Genomic DNA, 20,573 nt, shown 5'->3' on the forward strand with positions numbered 1-20,573 from the left:
CGCGGCGAGTCGAGCGTAGAACCCTCTGTGAAAGAATTCAAGAGGGTTCTACGAAACTGGAACTGCCTGATCACGGCCGATAGACTCGGTCCTCGTGACGAAAGCGGCGGTAAGCGGGCGACGCGCCAACAAGCGCGGGGTTCGTTCCAGGGAGAGCATGCTCGAGGCGGCGATCGCATCGCTGGCCACGGGCGACCCCGCCGCGGTGTCCGGAAATCGGATCGCCCGCGACATCGGCGCGACCTGGAGCGTCGTCAAGTACCAGTTCGGCGACATCGACGGCCTGTGGGCCGCGGTCCTGCGCTACACCGCCGACAAGCGCGGCGACCTGCCCGCCGGGATCAAACCGGACGGCACGCTGCGCGAGCGTGTGAGCGCCATGATCACGGCGATGGCCGTCGGGCTGCGCAAGCCCGAATCACTCGCCATCGAAACGCTGCGCGCCGCGCTCCCCCGCGAGCACGCCGAACTCGAACGCGACTACCCGCTCACCGCCGCCGAACTGGCCTCGTGGAAACCCAACTGGGACACCGCCTGTGCGAAGGCGTTCGCCGACCTCGAACTCGACCCGGTCAAGGTGCGGCAGGTGGCCGCTCTGATCCCAGCGGCCATGCGGGGCATCACCTCCGAACGCACCCTGGGCACCTACGGCAATCTCGACGACGCGCTCGAGGCGCTGATCGGCGGCATCGTCGCCTACCTCGAAGCCTGACCACCTGGTCGGCCACCCGGCTGCTATGGTCGGACGGATACCGATCGGAGCGAGGAAGTCGAACATGGCAGGTGAACTCGACATCTCGGGATAGCGCCCGAGGCTGACGGCCACCGGTAGGCGCGCTCACAGCGCCGCTGTCGTGGCCATGTCGTCGTTTCACCATCCTTCCTCGCGCGGTGTCGATCCCGCGCGTCCACCTGACTTCGAGGTAGCCATGTCCGACGCGTACATCATTTGTTCCGACCTGTCGTTCTCCTGGCCGGATGACACTCCGGTCTTCGATGGACTGTCCTTCAGCGTGCCCGGTGGCCGGACCGGGCTGGTGGCCCCGAACGGCGCCGGGAAGAGCACCCTGCTCCGGCTCATCGCCGGTGATCTTCGGCCCAGCGGCGGGGGCGTTTCGGTGCAGGGAGTACTCGGATGCCTCCCCCAGAATCTGCCACTGACCGGCGATCTGACCGTGGCCGAGGTGCTGGGAATCGCGCCGATCCTCGCCGCACTGGACGCGGTGGAGTCCGGCGACACCAGCGAGGAACATTTCTCCACCATCGGTTCCGACTGGGACATCGAGGAGCGCACCCGAGCCCAGCTGGCGCGCCTCGGCCTCGACCACCTGTCCCCCGACCGACGTCTGCACACGCTGAGCGGTGGGCAGATCGTCTCCCTGGGGCTCGCAGCGCAGCTGTTGCGCCGACCGGAGGTGCTGTTACTCGACGAACCGACCAACAACCTCGACGCGGACGCCCGCCACCGGCTCTACGATCTGCTCGCGGACTGGAACGGCTGCCTGTTGCTGGTCAGCCATGATCGCGCGCTACTCGAACGTATGGACCGCATCGCCGAACTCGACCGCGGCGAGATCCGTTTCCACGGTGGCAACTTCACCGCGTACGAAGCCGCGGTTCGCGCTGAGCGCGAGGTCGCCGAGAAGAACATCCGCAACGCCGAGCAGGAACTCGAGCGCGAGAAGCGGGAGCTACAGCAGGCGCGGGAACGGGCAGCGCGCCGCGCGAGCAACGCCACACGCAACCTGGGCAACGCCGGATTGCCGAAGATCTTCGCGGGAACCATGAAACGCAATGCCCAAGAGTCGGCCGGGAAAGCGAGCGAGACGCACTCGGCGCGCGTGGGAGCGGCGAAGAATCGGCTCGACCAGGCCGAACGCGCCCTGCGCGAGGAGCAGCGGATAGTGGTGGAATTGCCCGGCACCGAAGTTCCCTCGGGTCGGACGGTTTTCGCCGGCGAGCGCATCGACTTCCAGTACGAGCAGCGGCCGATTCTCACCGGCGTCGATCTGATCATCCGCGGCCCCGAAAGGATCGCGGTGACCGGGGCGAACGGCGTGGGGAAATCGACTCTGCTGCGGCTCATCCACGGCGATCTGGCCCCGCAGGGCGGGCAGATCACTCGCGCCGAGGGCCGCGTCGCCTATCTGTCGCAGCGGCTGGACCTGCTCGACCCCGCGCGCACCGTCGCGGAGAACCTGGCCCTGTTCGCGCAGAACATGCCCGAGTCTCGGCGCAGGAATCTCTTGGCGCGCTTCCTTTTTCGCGGTTCACGAGTCGATCTGCCGGTCGGCGTGCTCTCCGGCGGCGAACGGCTGCGCGCCACCCTCGCGTGCGTCTTGTTCGCCGAACCGGCGCCCCAACTGTTGCTGCTCGACGAACCGACCAACAACCTCGACTTGATCAGCGTCGGCCAGTTGGAGAGCGCGCTGAATGCCTACCGGGGCGCCTTCGTGGTGGTCAGCCACGACGAACGCTTCCTCGCCGAGGTCGGGGTGCGACGCTGGCTGCGCCTGTCCGAAGGCAGGCTGCTCGAGGTCGGTGCACCAGGGCCGGTCGCCTGAACGGGTAGGGGGAGCAGCCGCCTGTCAGCACAGGCGGCTGCGAACTCTCCTTCGGCGAAGCGGCAGACGCGGCGATGGATTGCCGCGTCAGCTTTTCATCGGATCATGGCCCCAGTTCATCAGCGAATAACGCCATCTACTGTTCTCGATGTCCCCCGAAGGTCGCTGCTCGAGATGGCGATGCGCATATCCGATGACTTTGCGCATGTGCGCGTAATCGTCGCCGGACGGTTCCTTTTTCTCGAGGATGTCGATGATGCGCCGACCGCTGGCGTGCCCGGTCGACTCGCCACCGCCTTCGGGTTTCTGTCCCACCGACTTCGATTCGTCGGTGTCGAGCCACCGGCGCAGTTCCGCCGGGGTCATGTTGACGATCTGGTCGAATTGCGTGCGCGTATCTTCGTCGTCGGTCGTCGTCATGGTGCGGCTCCGATTTCCATGTCAGTCGTCGTTCGGACGCAGCGCGCCGGGTTTGTGCACCGCATCACGACCGCTTTTCGCGCTGCGGACTCGATACTGCGGCTCCTCTTCGGAGGCCCGTACGGTCCGTCCGGCCGCCTCGGTATCGGACGTGATCACTTCTTCGACCGTGCCCTCGGCGGTGCTGCCGTGGCTGTTCCACTCGACTTCGTCACCTTTGCGAAAAGATTGCTTACCCATGCCATATTCCTTACCGTCCACGTATTCAACGAGGTCGTTGTACCCGTGCGACGGCCGGGGAAACTGATAGCTGGGTAGCCGTCGAGTGCTCGTCCAGATCAGTACCGTTCGACCGCAGGCGGCGTCAGCGTGGAGTCGCGGAGCGGTCCGATCGTTTGCTCGAACGCCTTGTGCCAGGAACCGTCGGCGATCATCTGTTCGATCGCGTCATTGAGCTTGGTGCGGGTCTCCTGATCGCCCTTCTTCAGGCCGATGCCGTACTTCTCCGTGGTGAAGGTGTTGCCGACGAGCTTCAGTTCACCGGACGCCTGCCCCGCGAAACCGGCCAGGATGATGTCGTCGGTGGTCACCACGTCGACCGAACCGCGCCGCAAGGCTTCGATGCACTGCGAATAGTTGTCGAGTTCCACCAGCTGTACATCCTTGGCGTAATGATCCTTGACGTATTGCGCCGGAGTGGAGCCTTTGACCGAGCACAGCTTCTTGTTGCCGGTCAGCGACTCGACACCGGTGATATCGGTGGTCTCGTTCTTCACCAGCAGCGCCTGCCCGGCCACGAAATACGGTCCGGCGAAATCGACTTTCTGTTTGCGCTCCTCGGTGATCGAATAGGTGGCGACTACGAAGTCCACCTCGCCGTTCATGATCATCTTCTCCCGCTGAGCCGACGGCGCCTCGGTGAAGGTGATGCCCTCGGGCCGGACGCCGAGCTTGCTCGCCACGTACTTGGCGATCTCGACGTCGTACCCCTGGTAGGAGCCGTCCGTTTCGCGAAACCCGAGTCCGGGCTGATCGAACTTGATGCCGATGGTGAGCTTGCCGTCGCGAATATGATCGGCCGTGGTGGCGGCTTCGCTGCCGCCACCGCAGGCGGTGGCGACCAGGGCGACGGCGATCGCTCCGATACCGAGGCGAAGTGTTCGGTTGATGCTCATCGAAATCGGCTCCTTCTCACGGTGAGCTGTCAGGCCGGACCTGCGACACGTCATCTTTCCCGGAACTTCCGGCGCCCGGCTCGACCGTTCTCCCCGCCGGTGGAAAGGGTGTACCGCATGCGGACGGACTCTCCCGTTCGGGCCGTGGCGGCACCGATGGCACCAGCACGGCGCTCGGCAGGCGCGAGGCGTCCGCGCCGGCGCGGCCGAGACGCTGCTGCCCACTGACGCCGAGGAGGGCCTCCCTCGTGGACTCGCCGACGTGGGCTACACGGCGTAGGCCAGCCGCTCAGGGGGCGATCGGTGCGAAGGGGCGCGTTTCGTCGTGGCCGAGACGCACCACACCGGCCGACGATTCCTCGACTTCGTTCCACGCTCCGGGCAGATCGCGCAGCGGCTCGGAGACCACGAAGCGGGCGTCCTCGCCCAGCGTGCGGAGCGCTCGCACTTCCGGGTGCAGGGCACGCACTTTCGCCACATCGTTGGAATAGAACAGCGATCGCGACCGCCGTTCGGTGGAATACCGGAAGAACCACATGGATTCGCCGTCGGTGGTCGCGACGGTCATCTGTACCGGAGCCTCGACCTCGTGTACGCGGCCGACGTCCTCGATGAAGCCGACCGCGCGGGCGACCGCGCCGAACGGGTCGTCGACGAGCCCGAAGGTCAGTGCCAGGAAGAAGAACAATTCCGAATCCGTCGACCCCTCGATGTCGGCGAACAAGAAGGGATCGACCGCCGTCGCCAAATCGCGCTTGCACTGCCGGAACCCGCGCAGCGCTCCGTTGTGCATCCACAACCAGTGCCCGCGCCGGAACGGGTGACAGTTGCTGCGCTGCACCTCGCTGCCGGTCGACGCGCGCACGTGCGCGAAGAACAGCGACGTCTGCACCTCGGCCGCGATCTCCCGTAGGTTGCGGTCGTTCCAAGCCGGTTCGACGCTCTTGAACACCGCAGGCCGCGGGCCCGTGCCATACCAGCCGATCCCGAAGCCGTCACCGTTCGTGGTCGTCGCGCCGAGCTGGGAGTGCAGGCTCTGATCGATCAACGAATGCACCGGCCGGAACAAGAGGTCCTCGGCCCGGATCGGCTCACCGGAATAAGCCATCCACCTGCACATCCATCGATTGAAGCAGACCGAACGGTATTCAGCTACCTGCGTCGCGTCGGCCAGTGGGTCAGGCCGGGTAGGACTGGGTTTCGGTGGCCTTCACCGCAGCCCACAGCCGCTGCCCCGGACGCAGGCGCAACTCGGCGACGGTAGCCGGGGTGATGTCGGCGAGCACGGACGGGGCGCCGTCCAGACGGACCCGGGTGATGTGCGCGTGTTGCTCGATGCCGGTGATCGTGACCGGCCAGCTGTTGCGCGGGCTGCCGACGGGTTGTTCCGGATGCAGGCCCACCGCGGTCGGGCTGAAGGCCACGTGCACCCGTCCGTGCGCGGGTTCGGCGACGGTGATGACGCCGCCACCGTCCAGGTCGACAGTCGTGCCGCGCGCGGTGCCACGGTAGAGGTTGAGGCCCATCAGAGTGGCCACGTAATCGGAGCGCGGTCTGGCCGCGACCTGCGCGGGCGGTCCGTGCTGGACGACCGCGCCGTCCTCCAGGATGACCAGCCGGTCGGCGAGGACCATGGCGTCGAGCGGATCGTGGGTGACCAGAACGGTGTGGCCGGGGTAATCGCGCAGGTGGTGGGCAAGGTCAGAGCGCACGTGCAGCTTGGTGCCCGCGTCCAGCGCCGCGAGTGGCTCGTCGAGCAGCAGCAGCTGTGGTTCGGTGGCCAGCGCACGGGCCAGGGCGACCCGCTGCGCCTGCCCTCCGGACAGCGCCCTGGGCTTGCGATGCGCGTAGTCGGCCAGTCCGACGCGTTCGAGCCATGCGGTGGCCCGCGCCCGCGCGGCGCCGCGCCCGCAGCCGCGAGCGCGCAGCCCGAAGGCGACGTTCTCCAGCGCCGACAGGTGCCCGAACAGCAGGTAGTCCTGGAACACGACGCCGACCCTGCGGCGTTCGGCGGGCACGAATGCCGCCGGTGGCGCGTCCCACGTGGTCCCGTCCAGCCGGATGTGCCCGCCGGTCAGCGCGATCAGCCCCGCCATGGCTCGCAGCGCAGTGGTCTTGCCCGCCCCGTTCGGCCCGAGCAGAGCGATCACTTCGCCCGGCGCGGCGACAAGGGGCAGTTCGAGCGCGAACTGTCCGCGCGCGATCCGCAGGTCGGCCTCCAAGCTCATATCGCTCCCCTGATCCACCGTTCCCGCAACGCCACCAGGACGGCGACCGAGACGGCCAGCAGCACGAGGCTGAGCACGATCGCGGCCTCCGGGTCGGTCTCCAGCGCGAGATAGACCGCCAGCGGCATGGTGGTGGTGCGGCCGGGAAAGTTGCCGGCGAAGGTGATGGTGGCGCCGAACTCACCGAGCGCGCGGGCCCAGCACAGCACCGCGCCCGCGACCACCCCCGGCAGCACCGACGGCAGTGTGACCCGGCGGAAGGCGTACCAGCGAGTGGCGCCGAGCGTGGCGGCCGCCTCCTCGAAGCGCGGATCGGCCGCCCGCAAGGCTCCTTCGACGGAGATCACCAGGAAAGGCATGGCCACGAAGGCTTCGGCCACGATCACCCCGGCGGTGGTGAACGGCAACGAGACCCCGAACCATTCGTAAAGATACCGCCCGAGCAGTCCGCGCCGTCCCAGCACCAGTAGCAGTGCGACACCGCCCACCACCGGCGGCAGCACCAGCGGCACCGTGACCAAGGCGCGGATCAGCCCGCGCCCCGGCAGTTCGGCGCGCGCGAGCACCCAGGCCAGCGGGATGCCCAAGACCACGCAGATCGCCGTGGCCGCCGTCGCGCACCACAGCGAGAGCCGCAGCGCGTGGCCGACTTCGACGCTGAACAACCGATCCGGCATGGCCGACCACGGCGCTCGCGCCAGCAGCCCGATGAGCGGTACGACCAGGAACGCCAGCCCGCAGGCCGCGGGCAGCATCAGCGCGACCGGCCGCCGCCCCAGCACCGCCCGCCGCCGCGAAGGCGTGATCACGGCGTATCGAATCCCGCCGCGGCGAAGACCGGCCTGGCCTGCTCCGATGTCACGAAGTCCACGAACGCCGCGGCGGCCGCCGCGTTCGGCGCGTGCGCGAGCGGCGCGATCGGGTAGTCGTTGACCGCCTTGCCGGACTCCGGGAAGTCGATGCCTTCGACCTTGCCGCCCGCCGCCTCGACATCGGTGCGGTATACCAGCGCCGCGTCGACTTCACCGAGCGTGACCTTGGTCAGCACCGCTTTCACGTCCTGCTCGCGGGTATCGGGTCGCGGTGTGATGCGCGCGCTCTCGAACACCATCTCGGCTGCCGCGCCGCAGGGCACCTGCTCCGCACACAACGCGAGCTTCGGCTCGGCCCTGCCGAAATCGGCCAGCCCGGTGATGTGTCCCGGATTGCCCTTCGGCACCGCGATCTCGAGCCGGTTGCGCACGAAGGTGACCGGCGCGGCGGTGACTTCGCCCTTGTCGCGGACCTGCTGCATGTTCTTCGGTGCGGCGGAGGCGAACACGTCGGCCGGTGCTCCCTGATTGATCTGCTCGGCGAGCGCGGAACTCGCGCCGAAGCTGTAGATCACCTTCACGCCCGGATGCGCGGCCTCGAACTGTTTGCCGAGTTCGGTGAAGGTCTCGGTCAGCGAGGCGGCGGCGAACACGGTCACCGTGCCGGTGACACGCCCCGCACCGGTGTGGTCGGGCGTGTCGTCCGAACGGCATCCCGCCGCGCTCACGACAGCCAGCACGGTCGCGGTCGCGACACCCAGATGGCGAATCATCTTCAATCTCGTCAACTTTCCGGTATCTCCACGACGACGTGCGTGGACTTCACCGATGCGACAGCGACACTGCCGACGTCCAGACCGAGTTCGTCCACCGATTCCCGGCTCAGCAACGACACCAGCCGGAACGGTCCGGCCTGCATCTCCACCTGCGCCATCACGGTGTCCTTCACCACCCGGGTCACGATTCCGCGCATCCGGTTGCGGGCCGACGCCGCGACCGTCACACCGGGCTCGGGCGCCTCGGCGTTGGCCCGCAGGAACTCGGCGAGCTCACGACCGCCGACGCCCTTGCGGCCGTTGTCCAGCTGAATCGCGGTCAGACGGCCTTGATCGATCCATCGGCGCACCGTGTCGTCGCTGACACCCAGCAACGCGGCGGCTTCACTAATCCGTAGATTCGACACGATCGACAGTTTATTGCCGCATTCGCGGTATGGATAATCGATCCGCTCCGCGATATCGACTCCTCTGGCCGCCCGGCCCTTGCGTCGGCACGGCACCGCCGTCATGACCGGACGGCGTGGTCGATGTCTTCTGCGGGGATGGCGCCGGACGGCTTCGCGGTGCGGCGGCGTCCGCCGTCGAGGTGGTCGGGCGAGCGTTGCCGCCGGTGCGGCATTCCGCTGGCTATACCGTCGTGGTACGCCACCGCTCGCGCAGTCGTGGCGCACGGCCGACCAGAAGGACCTCGAGCGATATGCCGACATCGAAGAAGGCGACTCCGGACGCGTGCACGCAGGCGTTGGTGGCCGCCTGCCGTGCGGAGATCCCGGCCCTGACCGATCGGCTGATCGCGGAGATCTTCACCGAAAACCCCGAATGGACCGACTACTCGCGGGTCGCCCGCGCGGATCTGGTCGATGGCTGCCGCCGATACGTGACCCGCATCCTCGACCTGCTGGGCACTCCGACGACCGCGTCCGACGACGACGTCGCAGCGTCGATCGGCCGCCGCCGCGCCGAGCAAGGCGTGCCGCTGGAGGCCATGCTGCGCACCTTCCGGCTCGGCGGACGGATCGTCTGGGAGGTCCTGCTCGACCAGGCCGACGACCTCACCTCCGGCGAGATCCGCGCGGCGGGCACCGCGTTGTGGGCCGTGATCGACGGGCTGTCCACGGCGCTGGTGACCTCCTACCGCAAAACCGAACTGGAGCAGTTGCGCAGCGACGAGCGCCGTCGGCACGCCCTGATCGAGGACCTGCTCGCGGGCCGGGCCGGCGACTCCACCTTCGCCGCGCGCGCCGCCCGCGAGTTGAACCTTCCCGCCGGTAGTGACTATCTCGTCGTCGTCGCCTGCGGCGCGGGCGAGGCGATGCACACCGGTACGGAGGCCGCTTTGGCCGCGGTCGGCATTAGATCGGTGTGGCACGATCGCGTCGACTCGACGGTCGGGTTGATCGCGGTCGAGCGCCACGACGTCGCCACGGTGTTGCGGCGGATCGAACCGCACGTGCGAGGACGAGCGGGCGCCTCACCCGCGGTCGGCGGCCTGGCGCGGATCGGCACCGCGCACGGCTGGGCACTGCTCACCCTGCAGACCTTGCCCGACGACGCGACGGGGCTCGTGCCGCTGCACCAGCGTTTCCAACAGGCGCTGCTGATGCGGTCGACCGACTTGACCGACATGCTCGTCGCGCACACCCTCGGTCCGGTGCTCGCCCTGCCCGCCGCCGAGCGGGTGACGTTGCTGGACACGCTCGCGGCATGGTTGGCGCACGACTGCTCGGCGGCCCACGCCGCGACCCGGTTGCACTGTCACCGCAATACCGTCATCAACCGCCTCCACCGGGTCTCGACCCTGCTCGGGCGTCCGCTCGAAGGCCAGCGCAGCTATGTGGAGCTGTCGTTGGCCTTGACCGCCCTCGACCTCGTCAGGTCGCCGGAGAGAGCCTGATCCGATTGGGCGCTGCGCCCAATAACGCGAGTGCACTACTGGGCTTCGTGGTGATTGTTTGTGCACTCCGCCACGGCAACACTCGATAGCGCTGATCCACCCCACAACCGGAGGCGGATCGAATCATCGAGGACGAGGAGCACCACGAGTGCCGGATTTCGATCTATTGGTGGTCGGCGGCGGCCCCGGCGGGTACGTCGCCGCCATCCGCGCGGCCCAGCGCGGCCTGCGCGTCGGCTTGGTGGAGAAGGAGCGCCCCGGCGGCGTGTGCCTCAACTGGGGCTGCATTCCGACCAAGGCGATGCTGCGGTCCGCCGAGGTCTTCCAGACCGTCACGGCCGCAGCCGATTTCGGCGTCTACGCCGACAACGTGCGCTATGACTTCGGCGCGGTGCGTGACCGCAAGGACGGCATCGTCAAGCAACTCACCGACGGTGTGGCGAGCCTGCTCGCCGCGAACGGTGTGACGGTGATCGAGGGACACGCCCGTTTCACCGGACCGACCAGCGTCGAGGTCTTCGAGGCGGGACAGTCGCCGATCTTCCCCGGCGGCCCCCGCTACGCCGCCGCTCCCACAGCCACCGCCACCCGGACCATCACCGCGAGCGACGTAATCATCGCGACCGGGTCGGTGCCCGCGCGACTGGCGATACCCGGCGCGGACCTGCCGGGCGTCATCACCTCCGACGGAGCGTTCGGGCTGACCGAGGTGCCTGAACGCCTCGTCGTCATCGGCGGCAGCGCGGTCGGCGCGGAATGGGCCAGCCTGTTCGCGAGCTTCGGCAGCCGAGTGACCATCGTCGAACTCCAGGACACCCTGGTGCCGCTGGAGGACGCCGACGTCGGCGCCGCGCTGGGACGGTCGTTCACCAAGCGCGGCATCACCGTGCTCACCGGCTGCACCGTCGAGGCCATCGCGCGAACCGATGCGCTGCGGGTCACCGTCGCGGGCGGACACTCCGCTGAACTCGACGCGGACGTGGTGCTGGTCGGCGTCGGACGCCGTCCCAACACCGCCGACCTCGGCCTGGACCGCGTGGGCATCGACACCGACCCGCGCGGCTTCATCCCCGTCGACCAGCAGTTGCGCACCGGCGTCGAACACGTCTACGCCATCGGTGACGTCACCGGGCGGGCCCTGCTCGCGCACGTCGCCTCGCATCAGGGACTCACCGCCGCGGACGTGATCGCCGGTCACGCGGCGCACCTCGACTACACCGCGATCCCGGCCGCCACCTTCACCCACCCGGAGATCGCCAGCGTCGGGCTCACCGAGGCGAAGGCACGCGCCGCCGGCCACGACGTCGTCACCGCGCGGTTCCCCTTCGCGGCACTCGGCCGGGCCAAGACCTTCGGCGAGACCGAGGGTTTCGTCAAAATCGTCGCCGGACAGCGTCATCGCGAAGTGCTCGGGGTGCACATCATCGGCCCGTCGGCCAGCGACCTGATCACCGAAGGCGCGTTGGCCATCTCCCTGGAGGCGACCCTCGACGAACTCGCCGACACCATCCACGCCCACCCCACTCTCGGCGAGATCGGCATGGAGGCGGCCATGGCCGGACTCGGCCTGCCCGTGCACATCCCGCCCCGGAAGCGTTGAGGAGCCTGCCGTGACCACCAGCACCGCATCCCGTAAACCGAGCCGCAAGACGGCTCGCTCGACTTCCGCGCCGGTCGCCGCGGATCGCGAGAGCGACGACGCCGTACCCGCGCGAACGCCGGACGACTCCGTTCCGGTCGACGCGCGCATCGCCGCGGAGGATCCGGACCGTCTGCGCGGGCTGTTCCGCGACATGCTGTTCGTGCGGCGGTTCGAGGAACGCACCGCGCAGAGCTATCAGCAGGCGAAGATCGGCGGCTACTGCCATCTCAACCTGGGCGAGGAAGCTACCGTGGTCGGCCTCGGCGCGGCCATGCGCCCGACCGACTATCTATTCACCAACTACCGTGAGCACGGTTACGCGCTGGCCAAAGGCATCGAGCCCGGCCGGGTCATGGCGGAGCTGTACGGCCGCGCCACCGGAACGTCCAGGGGCTGGGGCGGTTCCATGCACATGTACGACACCGCGACCCGCATGCTGGGCGGTTACGCCATCGTCGGCGGCCAGGTTCCGCTGGCTGTCGGCGCGGCGCTGGCCGTCGACTACCGCGGCGAGGACGACGTGGTGGTGTGCCAGATGGGTGAGGGCACGACCAACATCGGCGCGTTCCACGAGGCGCTGAACATCGCGGCGCTGTGGCACCTGCCGGTGGTGTTCCTGGTGATCAACAATCAGACCGGGATGGGCACCACGGTCGAACGCTCCTCCGCCGAACCGGATCTCTGGAAGCGCGCCGCCGCCTACCGCATGCGCGGCGAGCGCGTCGACGGCACCGACGTGCTCGCCGTCCGCGATGTGGCCGGTGAACTGATCGAAACAGCCCGGCGCGAGAAGAAGCCCGCGCTGCTCGAAGCGGTCAGTCACCGCCTCAAAGGCCACTCCGTGGTCGACCCGGCGAAATACCGCACCGAAGACGCTGTCTCGATCGCCAGGAGCAACGATCCCATCGTTCGCTGGCGCGAGGCACTGCTCGCCGCCGGTGTGCTGGACGATCGGTCCGTGGCCGAGCTCGAAGCGGAGGTGACAGCCGCGGTAGCCGCGGCGGTCGAATTCGCCGACGCGAGTCCGCATCCGGAGCCGTCGAGCCTGTTCGACTACAACTACGCGACACCCGTGGCGGGCGATTCGCGCCGCCTGCCCGCCGATCCGCTCTTCACCACCTAAGGACATCACCGTGGCTGTCATGACCTATCGCGAAGCGCTGCGCGAGACCCTCCGCGAGGAGATGCGGCGCGACGACGACGTCTTCCTCATCGGAGAGGAGATCGGCGTCTTCGAGGGCTCCTACAAGATCACCGCGGGACTGCTGGCCGAATTCGGCGAGAAGCGGGTGCGCGACACTCCGATCGCCGAGGAGGGCTTCGTCGGCGCGGCCATCGGCGCCGCCATGCTCGGACTGCGTCCGGTCGTCGAGATCATGACGATCAACTTCTCGCTGCTGGCGCTGGATCAGATCGTCAATCACGCCGCGAAGATCTACGGCATGTTCGGCGGGCAGACCAGCGTGCCCATGGTCATCCGCACACCGGGCGGCGGCGGGCAGCAATTGGGCGCGACGCATTCGCAGAACGTGGAGTTGTACTACGCGTTCGTGCCGGGTTTGAAGGTGGTCGCGCCGAGCACTCCGGCCGACGCGCGAGCGCTGCTGAAAGCCGCCATCGAAGACGACGATCCGGTGTTGTTCCTGGAGAACCTGTCGCTGTACAACACCAAAGGCGAAGTGCCGGAGAATCTTCCGCGCGCCGAGATCGGCAAGGCCGCGGTCACGAGAACCGGCTCCGACATCACGCTCATCGGCTACTCCCGCATGGCGACGATCTGCTCCGAAGTCGCCGAACGGCTCGCCGCCGACGGTTTCTCGGCCGAGGTCGTCGACTTGCGCAGCCTTCGTCCGCTGGACCGCGCCACTCTCGTCGCTTCCGTCCGCAAGACCGGCTGCGCCGTGATCGGCGAGGACGACTGGCTCACCTACGGCATCGGGGCCGAGGTCGCCGCATCCATCTCCGACGGCGCCTTCGACTACCTGGACGCCCCGGTGCGCCGGGTCGCCATGGCCGAAGTGCCACTGCCCTACGCCAAGCCGCTCGAACGGCTCGCCCTGCCGTCAGCCGATTCGCTGCACACCGCCGCGCTGGAAACCCTCGCGGCAGTCGGTAAGCGACGCTGAGACCCCAGAGGACGCATTCATGCCCGAAATCACCATGCCCCGCCTCTCCGACACCATGGAGGAAGGCGTCGTCGTCTCCTGGCTCAAGCAGGTGGGCGATCCGGTCGAGCGAGGCGAGATACTCGCGGAAATCGAAACCGACAAAGCCCTCATGGAACTCGAAGCCTACGACAGCGGCGTGCTCGAGCGGATCCTCGCCGCGGAGGGCGCGCGGGTGCCGATCGGTACGCCGATCGGCCTCATCGGTGACGGCAGCGGCACCGCCGCGAGCGGCTCCGGCGGTAGCGCACCCGCACCCGCCCCGACCGCCCCCGCCGAGCAGGCCGCTGCCGAGAACGGCTCCGGGCCGAGCACGAATCGTGTGCTTCCGGTCGCGGAATCCACCGCCGCCACCCCCGCGACGACGGAGCGAAAGAAGGCGTCGCCGCTGGCGCGCAAGATCGCCGACGAACTCGGCGTCGACATCACCACCGTGGCGGGCACCGGCCCTGGTGGGCGCGTCATCCGCCAGGATGTCGAATCCGCCCATCGCGCAGCCCAACTCGACCAGCCTAGGAAAGCCGTCGCATCGCCCGAGCCCCCCGCTGCGGCCGCGGGCGACTACGAGGAAATTCCGCTGACCACCATTCAGCGGGTCTCGGCCACACGGCTCACCGAGAGCAAACAGCAAGCTCCACACATCTATCTGACCACCGCGATCGACGTGACCGAGCTGTTCGGCTTCCGCGCACAGGTCAACGCCACACTGGCGCAGGCGGGCGGAAAGGTCAGCGTGAACGATCTGCTGCTGAAGGCCGTCGCGGTGACGCTGCGGAACAACCCTTCGGTCAACGTCTCCTTCGCCGGTGACAAACTGTTGCGCCACCGCGGAGTCCATCTCGGAATGGCGGTCGCGACGCCCGCGGGGCTTCTCGTCCCCGTCCTGCGCGACGCCGATCGCAAGAGCGTATCCGAGATCGCCGCCGACAGTCGCGACAAAGCCGAACGCGCCCGCGAGCGCAAACTGCGCACCGACGAGATGAGCGGCGGCACTTTCACCATCTCCAACCTGGGCATGTTCGGTGTCGAGCACTTCACCGCCGTCATCAACCCTCCGGAGGCCGCCATCCTGGCCGTCGGCGCGGCCACCGACGAGCTGCGGCTGGACGACGGCCAGGTGGTGACCCGCAAGATCCTGCGGGTCACCCTGTCCGCCGACCACCGTGCCATCGACGGAGCCGTGGCCGCGCGGTTCCTGCAAGAGCTGAAAGAGCTGCTGGAACATCCGCTCCGGATCGTGACCTGAGGGCGCTCAGCCCACCGCCTTGCGCACCAGTTCACCGATCCTCGCCTCCTCGACGGCGGTCACCTTCGTGAGCGCGAAATACGTCGGCCACATGGCGCCGTCGTCGAGGGCGGCGATGTCGTTGAAACCGAAGGTCGCGTACCGCGACTTGAACTTCGCCGCGCTCTGGAAGAAGCACACGACCTTGCCGTCCTTGGCGTAGGCGGGCATGCCGTACCACAGCTTGGGCGACAGTTCCGGCGCGCTGGCTCGGACGACGGCGTGCAACCGCTCGGCCATGACGCGATCGGATTCGGCCATCCCGGCGATCTTGGCGAGCACGTCCTGCTCCCCGTCCGCCTTCGTCGCGCGCGCACCGCGGCGCGCGGCCGTCTTCAGCTCTTGGGCGTGCTCTTTCATCGCGGCGCGTTCCTCGTCGGTGAACGTCACCGCGGTCTTCGTCTTGGCGCCGGTGCGGGTGGTGGACTTCTGCGCAGTCATGGTTCTGGTCTCTTTCGTCTCGGAGCGGGTGAATTCGATGCCGGTCGCGGCGCTCATCGGTCCTGGATCAACCCGAGGACGTGGCCGTCGGTGTCGGTGACGGTGGCCACCAGGCGGCCGCCGCCGACGTCGTGTGCGGCCTCGGCCACGGTGGCGCCCGCGGCGGTCAGTTCCGCCAGCTTCGCCTCGATGTCCGGCACGTGCCAGTACGCCACCGGCGCGGTCATGCCCTGCGGGCCGCCGTTCGGCACCAGCCCGATGTGCTGCCCCTCGGCCTCGAAGCCGACGTAGTAGGGCGAGTCGGTCTGCGGCGCGGTGCCGAGCAGGGCGGTGAACAGCGCCTTGGCCGCCGCCAGATCGGACACGGGATGCAGCACGGTCTTGATGCCCTGGGTGGAAGAGCTGGTCATGATCACTCCTGGATTCGTCGGTCACGTCGTCCCTGTGGTGCCCGTTGTGTCGGGCGAACCGGACGTGCTCACAGCATCTGCCCCGCACGTGCGACGCACATCCGTGGCGACCACGGAACCGTCCACTGATCGGCGCACGGACCGCCACGACGGCAGCACCCACCACCACGGAAAACAGACCGCGAAGTTCGGACATGACGCGATACGGCAGAATTGCCGCCATGGCGGCGACAGTGGAGATCTCGGCTCGGGAAGCCGAGGTGCTGGCGCTGGTAGGGGACCATCTCAGCAACGCGGAAATCGGCGCGCGCCTGTTCATCTCCGTGCGCACCGTGGAAAGCCATGTCTCCTCCCTGCTGCGCAAACTGGAGGTGCCCGATCGGCGCGCGCTGGCCCAGCGCGCGTCCGATTCCGCTCCCGCCGACCGGCCGCACCCGGCGCCGGTGCTGCCGAGGCCGCTGACCTCCTTCATCGGCCGTGGACGTGAGCGTGCCGAGCTGACCGAGATGATCGCCAGACACCGTCAGGTGACCGCGGTCGGCCCCGGCGGAGTGGGCAAGACCCGGCTCGCGCTGGCCGTCGCCGCGGAGCTGGCCGCCGAATACTCCGACGGGGTCTGGTTCGTCGACCTGGTACCGGTCGCCGCCGCCGACGCCCGCGCGGTCGCCGGTACGGTCGCCCTCGCCCTCGGCCTCGGCGAACAGCCCGGCCGCGGCATGGACGAGTCGGTGCCCGCCGCGCTGGCCGACCGGCACGCCTTGCTGGTGCTGGACAATTGCGAGCACGTGCGAGACGGGGTGGCGCCGTTCATCGAGCGGCTGCTCGCGACCTGCCCGCGATTGACGGTGCTCGCCACCAGCCGGGCGCGGCTGATGGTGCCGTTCGAACGGGTCTACACGGTCGCTCCGATGTCGTTGGCCGGCGACGGCGACTCCGATGCGGTCGAGTTGTTCATGGACCGCGCCGCGGCCGGCGGCTGGCCGCCGAATCACGCGCTTCGCGACCAGGTCGCCGCCTTCTGCGAGCGACTCGACGGCGTGGCGCTGGCGATCGAGCTGGCCGCCGCCCGCTGGACCACACTCGGCCTGGATGGTCTCGAGGCCGGGCTCTCCGACCAGCTGCGGATGCTGGCCGGTGGTCCGCGCGCCGAGGACCGGCACAGATCGGTGCGTGCGGCGCTGGACTGGAGTCACGCCCTGCTGGAGCCGGACGATCGGGTGCTCCTGCGCCGGGTGTCGGTATTCAAGGGTTCGTTCACCGTCGAGGCGGCGGCGCAGGTCGCGGCGTCCGGGAAAGCCGTCGTCGCCGACGGATTGGCCCGGCTCGCCGAGCAGAGCCTGCTCGTGGTGACGACCCGCCCGAGCGGGACCGGATACCGGGCGCTGGAAACCATCCGCCAGTACGGGATGGAGCAGCTGGCGCAGGCCGGTGAACTGGTCGACATCCAGGCCGGGCACCTGCGCTGGTGCCTGGCCGAGGCCGCCGAACTGACCGTGGTGGGAGCCGATTGGCGGGCTCGATTCGACGCGGTGGCCGATGATCTGCGCGCCGCGCTGGCGTGGGCGGCCGACCGGCCCGACCAGCGCGCGGACGCCTTCCGCTCGGCCGAGCACCTGGCGCAACTGTGCTTCACCCGCAATCTGATCGGCGAATCCCAGATGCGCTACGAACAGGCGGCCGCACTCGCGCAGGACTCGGCCGCCGCCGCTTCGATGCTGCGCCACGCCGCCGCGGCGGCCGGGTGCCGGATGCGCGGCGACGATATGCATCGCCTGACCCGCGCGGCCGCCGACGCCGCCCTGGAGTCCGGCGACTCCGCGGGCGCCGCCCGCGACCTGGCGACCGCCGCCGCCAACGCCTACCGATTCGCGAGCAAGTTCGTCCGTCCCCTGTCGCCGGAGGAGGCGATCGCGCTCATCACCGAGGCACAGCGGCTGGCCGGTGACGATCCGGCCGCCCAAGCGGCGGTGGCGCTGGCCGACGCCGGACGAGCGCTCACCGATGCCCTCACCGCCGAGCACTCGTCCGGCACCGTCGTGCCGGAGACCATCGCGCGCGCCGAGCACGCGGTCGAACTCGCCGAGCGCGCCGGTGACCCGCTTGCCCGATCCGCGGCGCTCGACACACTCGCGGGCGCGCACAGTCTGGCCGGTGACACCTTCGCCGCGGCCGCCGTCGCCCGGAGCCGAATGGCGCTGCTGAAAGCCACCCCGCATACTCCGGAAGGCGCTCATGAGCTGATCGACGCGCTCGGCGAGGCCGCCGAAGCCGAACTCGGCGCGGGTGATCTGCGGGGCGCGCGGCGTTGGGCGCAGCAGCTCGCGGATCACCCGCTGCTCGCCGAGGTGGGACATCGCGCGACGAGCTGGCTGCTGGTGACCGACATGCTGGCGGGCAACGTCGAGGAGGTACGCGTCAACAGCATCCGGTTCCTCGAGTCGTGGCATCGGGCCGGCAGCCCCGTCCAGTCGCTTCTCGGCCCGGCGGTAGCGGGAGTGGCGATGATCCACGACCTACGCGGCGACCCGGACGCTCGGGCCGAATGGGACGCTGTCGTAACTCGACTCGGCACGCCACCGGCGCATGTGCACGGCTACGGCGCGGTCTTCGACGCACTCGCCATGCTCCACCATGGGCAGGCGCGCGAGGCGCTGGAACGGATGTCATCCGAGCCCGGGGAGGTGTGGAGATGGGTCACGTGGATCTGGCTGCACTGGTATGTGGCGTTGCGAGCCGAAGCCGCCGTGCTCGCCGGGGCGCCCGATGCGGGCGACCGCGTGACCGAGGCCGGGACCATCGTCGCGGGAAATCCCATCGCAGGCGCCATCGTGGAACGAGCCGCCGCACTGCACGCCGGTGACCGAACGCGGCTGCTCGCCACGGCCGCCACGTTCGACGCCGCGGGCTGCCGCTACCAGGCGGCGCGGACCGAGGTGCTGGCCGGTGGTGAGCACGCCGCCCACGGCGCGGCCGCGCTCGCCGCACTCGGCCTCGTCGCGATGGCCCCGGTCAGCCGGTGAACCGCCGGGCCGCGGGCCTCGTCTACTTCTCCCGTCGTGACCAGCGACGGAACAATCGCCGGACGCGTTCGCCGAGACCCGGCACGGGTTGCGGCTGCGCGCTTCCGGTTTCGCCGGCCGCCGATGCCGCCTGGGCGAATCGCGCGTGCAGTTGTTCGCGTACCTGGTCCGGGGTGTAGGCACGGCGGCGGCGCTCGGCGCGCACCACCACGACACCGGTGGCAACCACCCCGGCCACACCCGCCAATCCCACTGCCTTCCACCACCTCATACCGCATAGGCTACGACCATGACGGGGACCGGCATCGATCTCGACCGGGCGGTCGAGGTCACCAGGACGGGTGACATCTGGCTTTTCCGTGGCCATTCCACGGCCGATCGGGTGATCCGCATGACGACGAACAGTCCGGTGAACCATGTCGGCATGTCCGTCGTGATCGACGACCTTCCCGCGCTGATCTGGCACGCGGAGCTGGGACGATCCCTGCCCGATATGTGGTCGGGCACCGCGCACCGCGGCGCCCAGTTGCACAATCTGCGCGATGCCGTGCTGGTGTGGGCGCACCGCTACGGTCAGCAGGCATGGTTGCGCCAGTTGAACCCGCCCGCGACCAGGGAGATGGAGGACAGCGCGCTGCGCGCCATCGCCCGGCTCGACGGCACCCCTTTTCCCTCCACCGCGGGCTTGGCGGGGCGCTGGCTGCGCGGACGCGCCCGTCTCCCCCGCCGGAAGACGAGCCGATCGACCGCCCGCGAGGTGGAGAACGCGTACTGCGCCGAGATCGTCGCCGCGACATACCAGGCGATGGGGCTGTTGCCCGAGCACCGCAGCCCCGACTGGTACGACCCGGGCCGCTTCTGGAGCGGTGACGGGCTGCGACTGTCCGGCGACTACACCTTGAGCGGCGAAATCGCCGTCCGTACACCGGATCCCGCGGGTTCCTGACGCGAGAGCGGGCCACACTAGGCTGGCTCCAATGGCCGACCCGCTGCACTTCGAAACGCACGCCGAGATCTACGACCGCGCCAGACCGCCCTACCCCGACGCGCTGTGGTCGCGGTTGACAGATCGCGGGTTGCTGCGTCATGGCGTGCGAGTACTGGAACTCGGCGCGGGCACCGGGCTGGCGACCGAACCGATGCTGCGAGCAGGAGCCTCGGTGACGGCCGTGGAACCCGGCCGCTCACTGGCCGAGCGCCTGCGCCTGCGCTGCCCGGAAGCCGATGTGCGCGTCGCGGGCGCAGAGGTCGTCCCATTGCCGACGGCGGCCTTCGACCTCGCCGTCGCCGCGACGGCGGTGCACTGGTTCGATCTCGAGGTGGTGCTGCCCAAGATCCATCACGCCTTGGCGCCCGGTGGCCACTTCGCGGTGTGGCGCAACGCCTTCGGCGATCCCTCGGTGGCCCAGACTCCGTTCCGGGAACGCGTCGCGGACATCGCGGCACGACGTGGCGGTGCGCCGACGCGGACCGGTCCCGGCGAACTCGACACCGCGGCTTGGGTGAGCCGACTGACCGCGAGTGGGCACTTCGCCGCCACCCACGTCGAGCAATTCTCCTGGACGATCGAACTTCGGACCGACCAAATTCGCGACCTGTTCACCACATTCAGCGACTGGAGCACTACCGAAGTCGACGTGGCGGCTCGTGCGGTGGACGAACTCGGCGGCAGCGTGGTGGAACATTACGTCACTCCGCTGATCATCCTGGCACGCGCGTGACTCGCCGGGAGTCGACG

Annotated in this window: 21 protein-coding genes; 10 read left to right on the top strand and 11 right to left on the bottom strand. The window is 69.0% G+C overall.

The window, feature by feature from the left end; translation table 11 throughout:
* Positions 1–94 precede the first annotated feature (94 nt).
* Positions 95–712, top strand: a complete 618-nt coding sequence (locus tag NB3_RS19235; protein WP_067805067.1) for a TetR/AcrR family transcriptional regulator — start codon at positions 95–97, stop codon at positions 710–712.
* 217 nt (positions 713–929) lie between these two features.
* Positions 930–2,564 (top strand): ribosomal protection-like ABC-F family protein, encoded by a 1,635-nt coding sequence (gene abc-f, locus NB3_RS19240; RefSeq protein WP_067805070.1) that lies wholly within the window; start codon positions 930–932, stop codon positions 2,562–2,564.
* A gap of 87 nt (positions 2,565–2,651) precedes the next feature.
* Here the strand turns inward: abc-f and NB3_RS19245 are convergent, their stop codons facing one another.
* The 8 genes from NB3_RS19245 to NB3_RS19280 all read right to left on the bottom strand — a co-directional run bounded on the left by NB3_RS19245 (position 2,652) and on the right by NB3_RS19280 (position 8,382).
* On the bottom strand, positions 2,652–2,984 hold the full coding sequence (locus NB3_RS19245; RefSeq protein ID WP_067805073.1) for a DUF3140 domain-containing protein: 333 nt from the start codon (positions 2,982–2,984) through the stop codon (positions 2,652–2,654).
* A 21-nt stretch (positions 2,985–3,005) separates the two neighbouring features.
* Positions 3,006–3,224, bottom strand: coding sequence for a hypervirulence associated TUDOR domain-containing protein (locus tag NB3_RS19250; protein ID WP_067805076.1), 219 nt, complete (start codon positions 3,222–3,224; stop codon positions 3,006–3,008).
* Between the two features lie 98 nt (positions 3,225–3,322).
* Positions 3,323–4,159, bottom strand: coding sequence for a glutamate ABC transporter substrate-binding protein (locus NB3_RS19255; protein ID WP_067805079.1), 837 nt, complete (start codon positions 4,157–4,159; stop codon positions 3,323–3,325).
* A 289-nt stretch (positions 4,160–4,448) separates the two neighbouring features.
* A complete protein-coding gene (locus NB3_RS19260) occupies positions 4,449–5,267 on the bottom strand; it encodes a class II glutamine amidotransferase (protein ID WP_067805082.1) in 819 nt (272 codons plus the stop codon).
* A 70-nt stretch (positions 5,268–5,337) separates the two neighbouring features.
* On the bottom strand, positions 5,338–6,387 hold the full coding sequence (locus NB3_RS19265) for an ABC transporter ATP-binding protein (protein WP_067805085.1): 1,050 nt from the start codon (positions 6,385–6,387) through the stop codon (positions 5,338–5,340).
* Positions 6,384–7,196 carry a molybdate ABC transporter permease subunit gene (gene modB / locus NB3_RS19270; protein WP_371855919.1) on the bottom strand — a complete coding sequence of 271 codons (813 nt, stop codon included), beginning with the start codon at positions 7,194–7,196 and terminating at the stop codon, positions 6,384–6,386. Before modB ends, NB3_RS19265 begins: the two co-directional genes overlap by 4 nt.
* Positions 7,193–7,972 (bottom strand): molybdate ABC transporter substrate-binding protein, encoded by a 780-nt coding sequence (gene modA, locus NB3_RS19275; protein ID WP_067805088.1) that lies wholly within the window; start codon positions 7,970–7,972, stop codon positions 7,193–7,195. Before modA ends, modB begins: the two co-directional genes overlap by 4 nt.
* An 11-nt stretch (positions 7,973–7,983) precedes the next feature.
* On the bottom strand, positions 7,984–8,382 hold the full coding sequence (locus NB3_RS19280) for a TOBE domain-containing protein (RefSeq protein ID WP_067805200.1): 399 nt from the start codon (positions 8,380–8,382) through the stop codon (positions 7,984–7,986).
* A gap of 293 nt (positions 8,383–8,675) precedes the next feature.
* Between NB3_RS19280 and NB3_RS19285 the strand changes: the two genes are divergently transcribed.
* From NB3_RS19285 to NB3_RS19305, 5 genes are all read left to right on the top strand, one after another.
* Entirely contained in the window at positions 8,676–9,872 is a 1,197-nt protein-coding gene (locus NB3_RS19285; protein WP_067805091.1) for a PucR family transcriptional regulator, read from the top strand.
* Positions 9,873–10,020: 148 nt separating this feature from the next.
* Complete coding sequence (gene lpdA, locus NB3_RS19290; RefSeq protein WP_067805094.1) at positions 10,021–11,472, top strand: dihydrolipoyl dehydrogenase; 1,452 nt, start codon at positions 10,021–10,023, stop codon at positions 11,470–11,472.
* Positions 11,473–11,482: 10 nt separating this feature from the next.
* The gene (gene pdhA, locus NB3_RS19295) at positions 11,483–12,637 is read left to right on the top strand and encodes a pyruvate dehydrogenase (acetyl-transferring) E1 component subunit alpha (RefSeq protein WP_084823478.1); all 1,155 of its coding nucleotides are present in this window, start codon (positions 11,483–11,485) and stop codon (positions 12,635–12,637) included.
* Positions 12,638–12,656: 19 nt separating this feature from the next.
* Entirely contained in the window at positions 12,657–13,640 is a 984-nt protein-coding gene (locus NB3_RS19300) for an alpha-ketoacid dehydrogenase subunit beta (RefSeq protein ID WP_218020599.1), read from the top strand.
* A gap of 19 nt (positions 13,641–13,659) precedes the next feature.
* Complete coding sequence (locus NB3_RS19305) at positions 13,660–14,925, top strand: dihydrolipoamide acetyltransferase family protein (protein ID WP_174553224.1); 1,266 nt, start codon at positions 13,660–13,662, stop codon at positions 14,923–14,925.
* A gap of 6 nt (positions 14,926–14,931) precedes the next feature.
* Here NB3_RS19305 and NB3_RS19310 read toward each other — a convergent pair whose 3' ends face one another.
* Both NB3_RS19310 and NB3_RS19315 read right to left on the bottom strand, forming a co-directional pair.
* Complete coding sequence (locus tag NB3_RS19310) at positions 14,932–15,462, bottom strand: iron chaperone (protein WP_371855920.1); 531 nt, start codon at positions 15,460–15,462, stop codon at positions 14,932–14,934.
* Positions 15,459–15,815, bottom strand: coding sequence for a VOC family protein (locus NB3_RS19315; protein WP_067805211.1), 357 nt, complete (start codon positions 15,813–15,815; stop codon positions 15,459–15,461). The genes NB3_RS19310 and NB3_RS19315 overlap by 4 nt, the downstream gene beginning before the upstream one ends.
* 221 nt (positions 15,816–16,036) lie before the next feature.
* Here NB3_RS19315 and NB3_RS19320 point away from each other — a divergent pair, with 221 nt between their 5' ends.
* Complete coding sequence (locus NB3_RS19320) at positions 16,037–18,835, top strand: ATP-binding protein (RefSeq protein ID WP_067805101.1); 2,799 nt, start codon at positions 16,037–16,039, stop codon at positions 18,833–18,835.
* Positions 18,836–18,857: 22 nt separating this feature from the next.
* Here NB3_RS19320 and NB3_RS19325 read toward each other — a convergent pair whose 3' ends face one another.
* Positions 18,858–19,106 carry a hypothetical protein gene (locus NB3_RS19325; RefSeq protein ID WP_067805105.1) on the bottom strand — a complete coding sequence of 83 codons (249 nt, stop codon included), beginning with the start codon at positions 19,104–19,106 and terminating at the stop codon, positions 18,858–18,860.
* An 18-nt stretch (positions 19,107–19,124) separates the two neighbouring features.
* On the opposite strand from NB3_RS19325, the gene NB3_RS19330 reads away from it, so the two are divergent.
* Both NB3_RS19330 and NB3_RS19335 read left to right on the top strand, forming a co-directional pair.
* Positions 19,125–19,781: a hypothetical protein gene (locus NB3_RS19330; protein ID WP_067805108.1), complete on the top strand. Its 657-nt coding sequence runs from the start codon at positions 19,125–19,127 to the stop codon at positions 19,779–19,781.
* A gap of 31 nt (positions 19,782–19,812) precedes the next feature.
* The gene (locus NB3_RS19335) at positions 19,813–20,556 is read left to right on the top strand and encodes a class I SAM-dependent methyltransferase (protein ID WP_067805109.1); all 744 of its coding nucleotides are present in this window, start codon (positions 19,813–19,815) and stop codon (positions 20,554–20,556) included.
* The last annotated feature ends 17 nt before the right edge of the window (positions 20,557–20,573 follow it).

It is taken from the genome of Nocardia beijingensis NBRC 16342 (genome assembly GCF_001612785.1).
GTDB classification, from domain to species: domain Bacteria; phylum Actinomycetota; class Actinomycetes; order Mycobacteriales; family Mycobacteriaceae; genus Nocardia; species Nocardia beijingensis.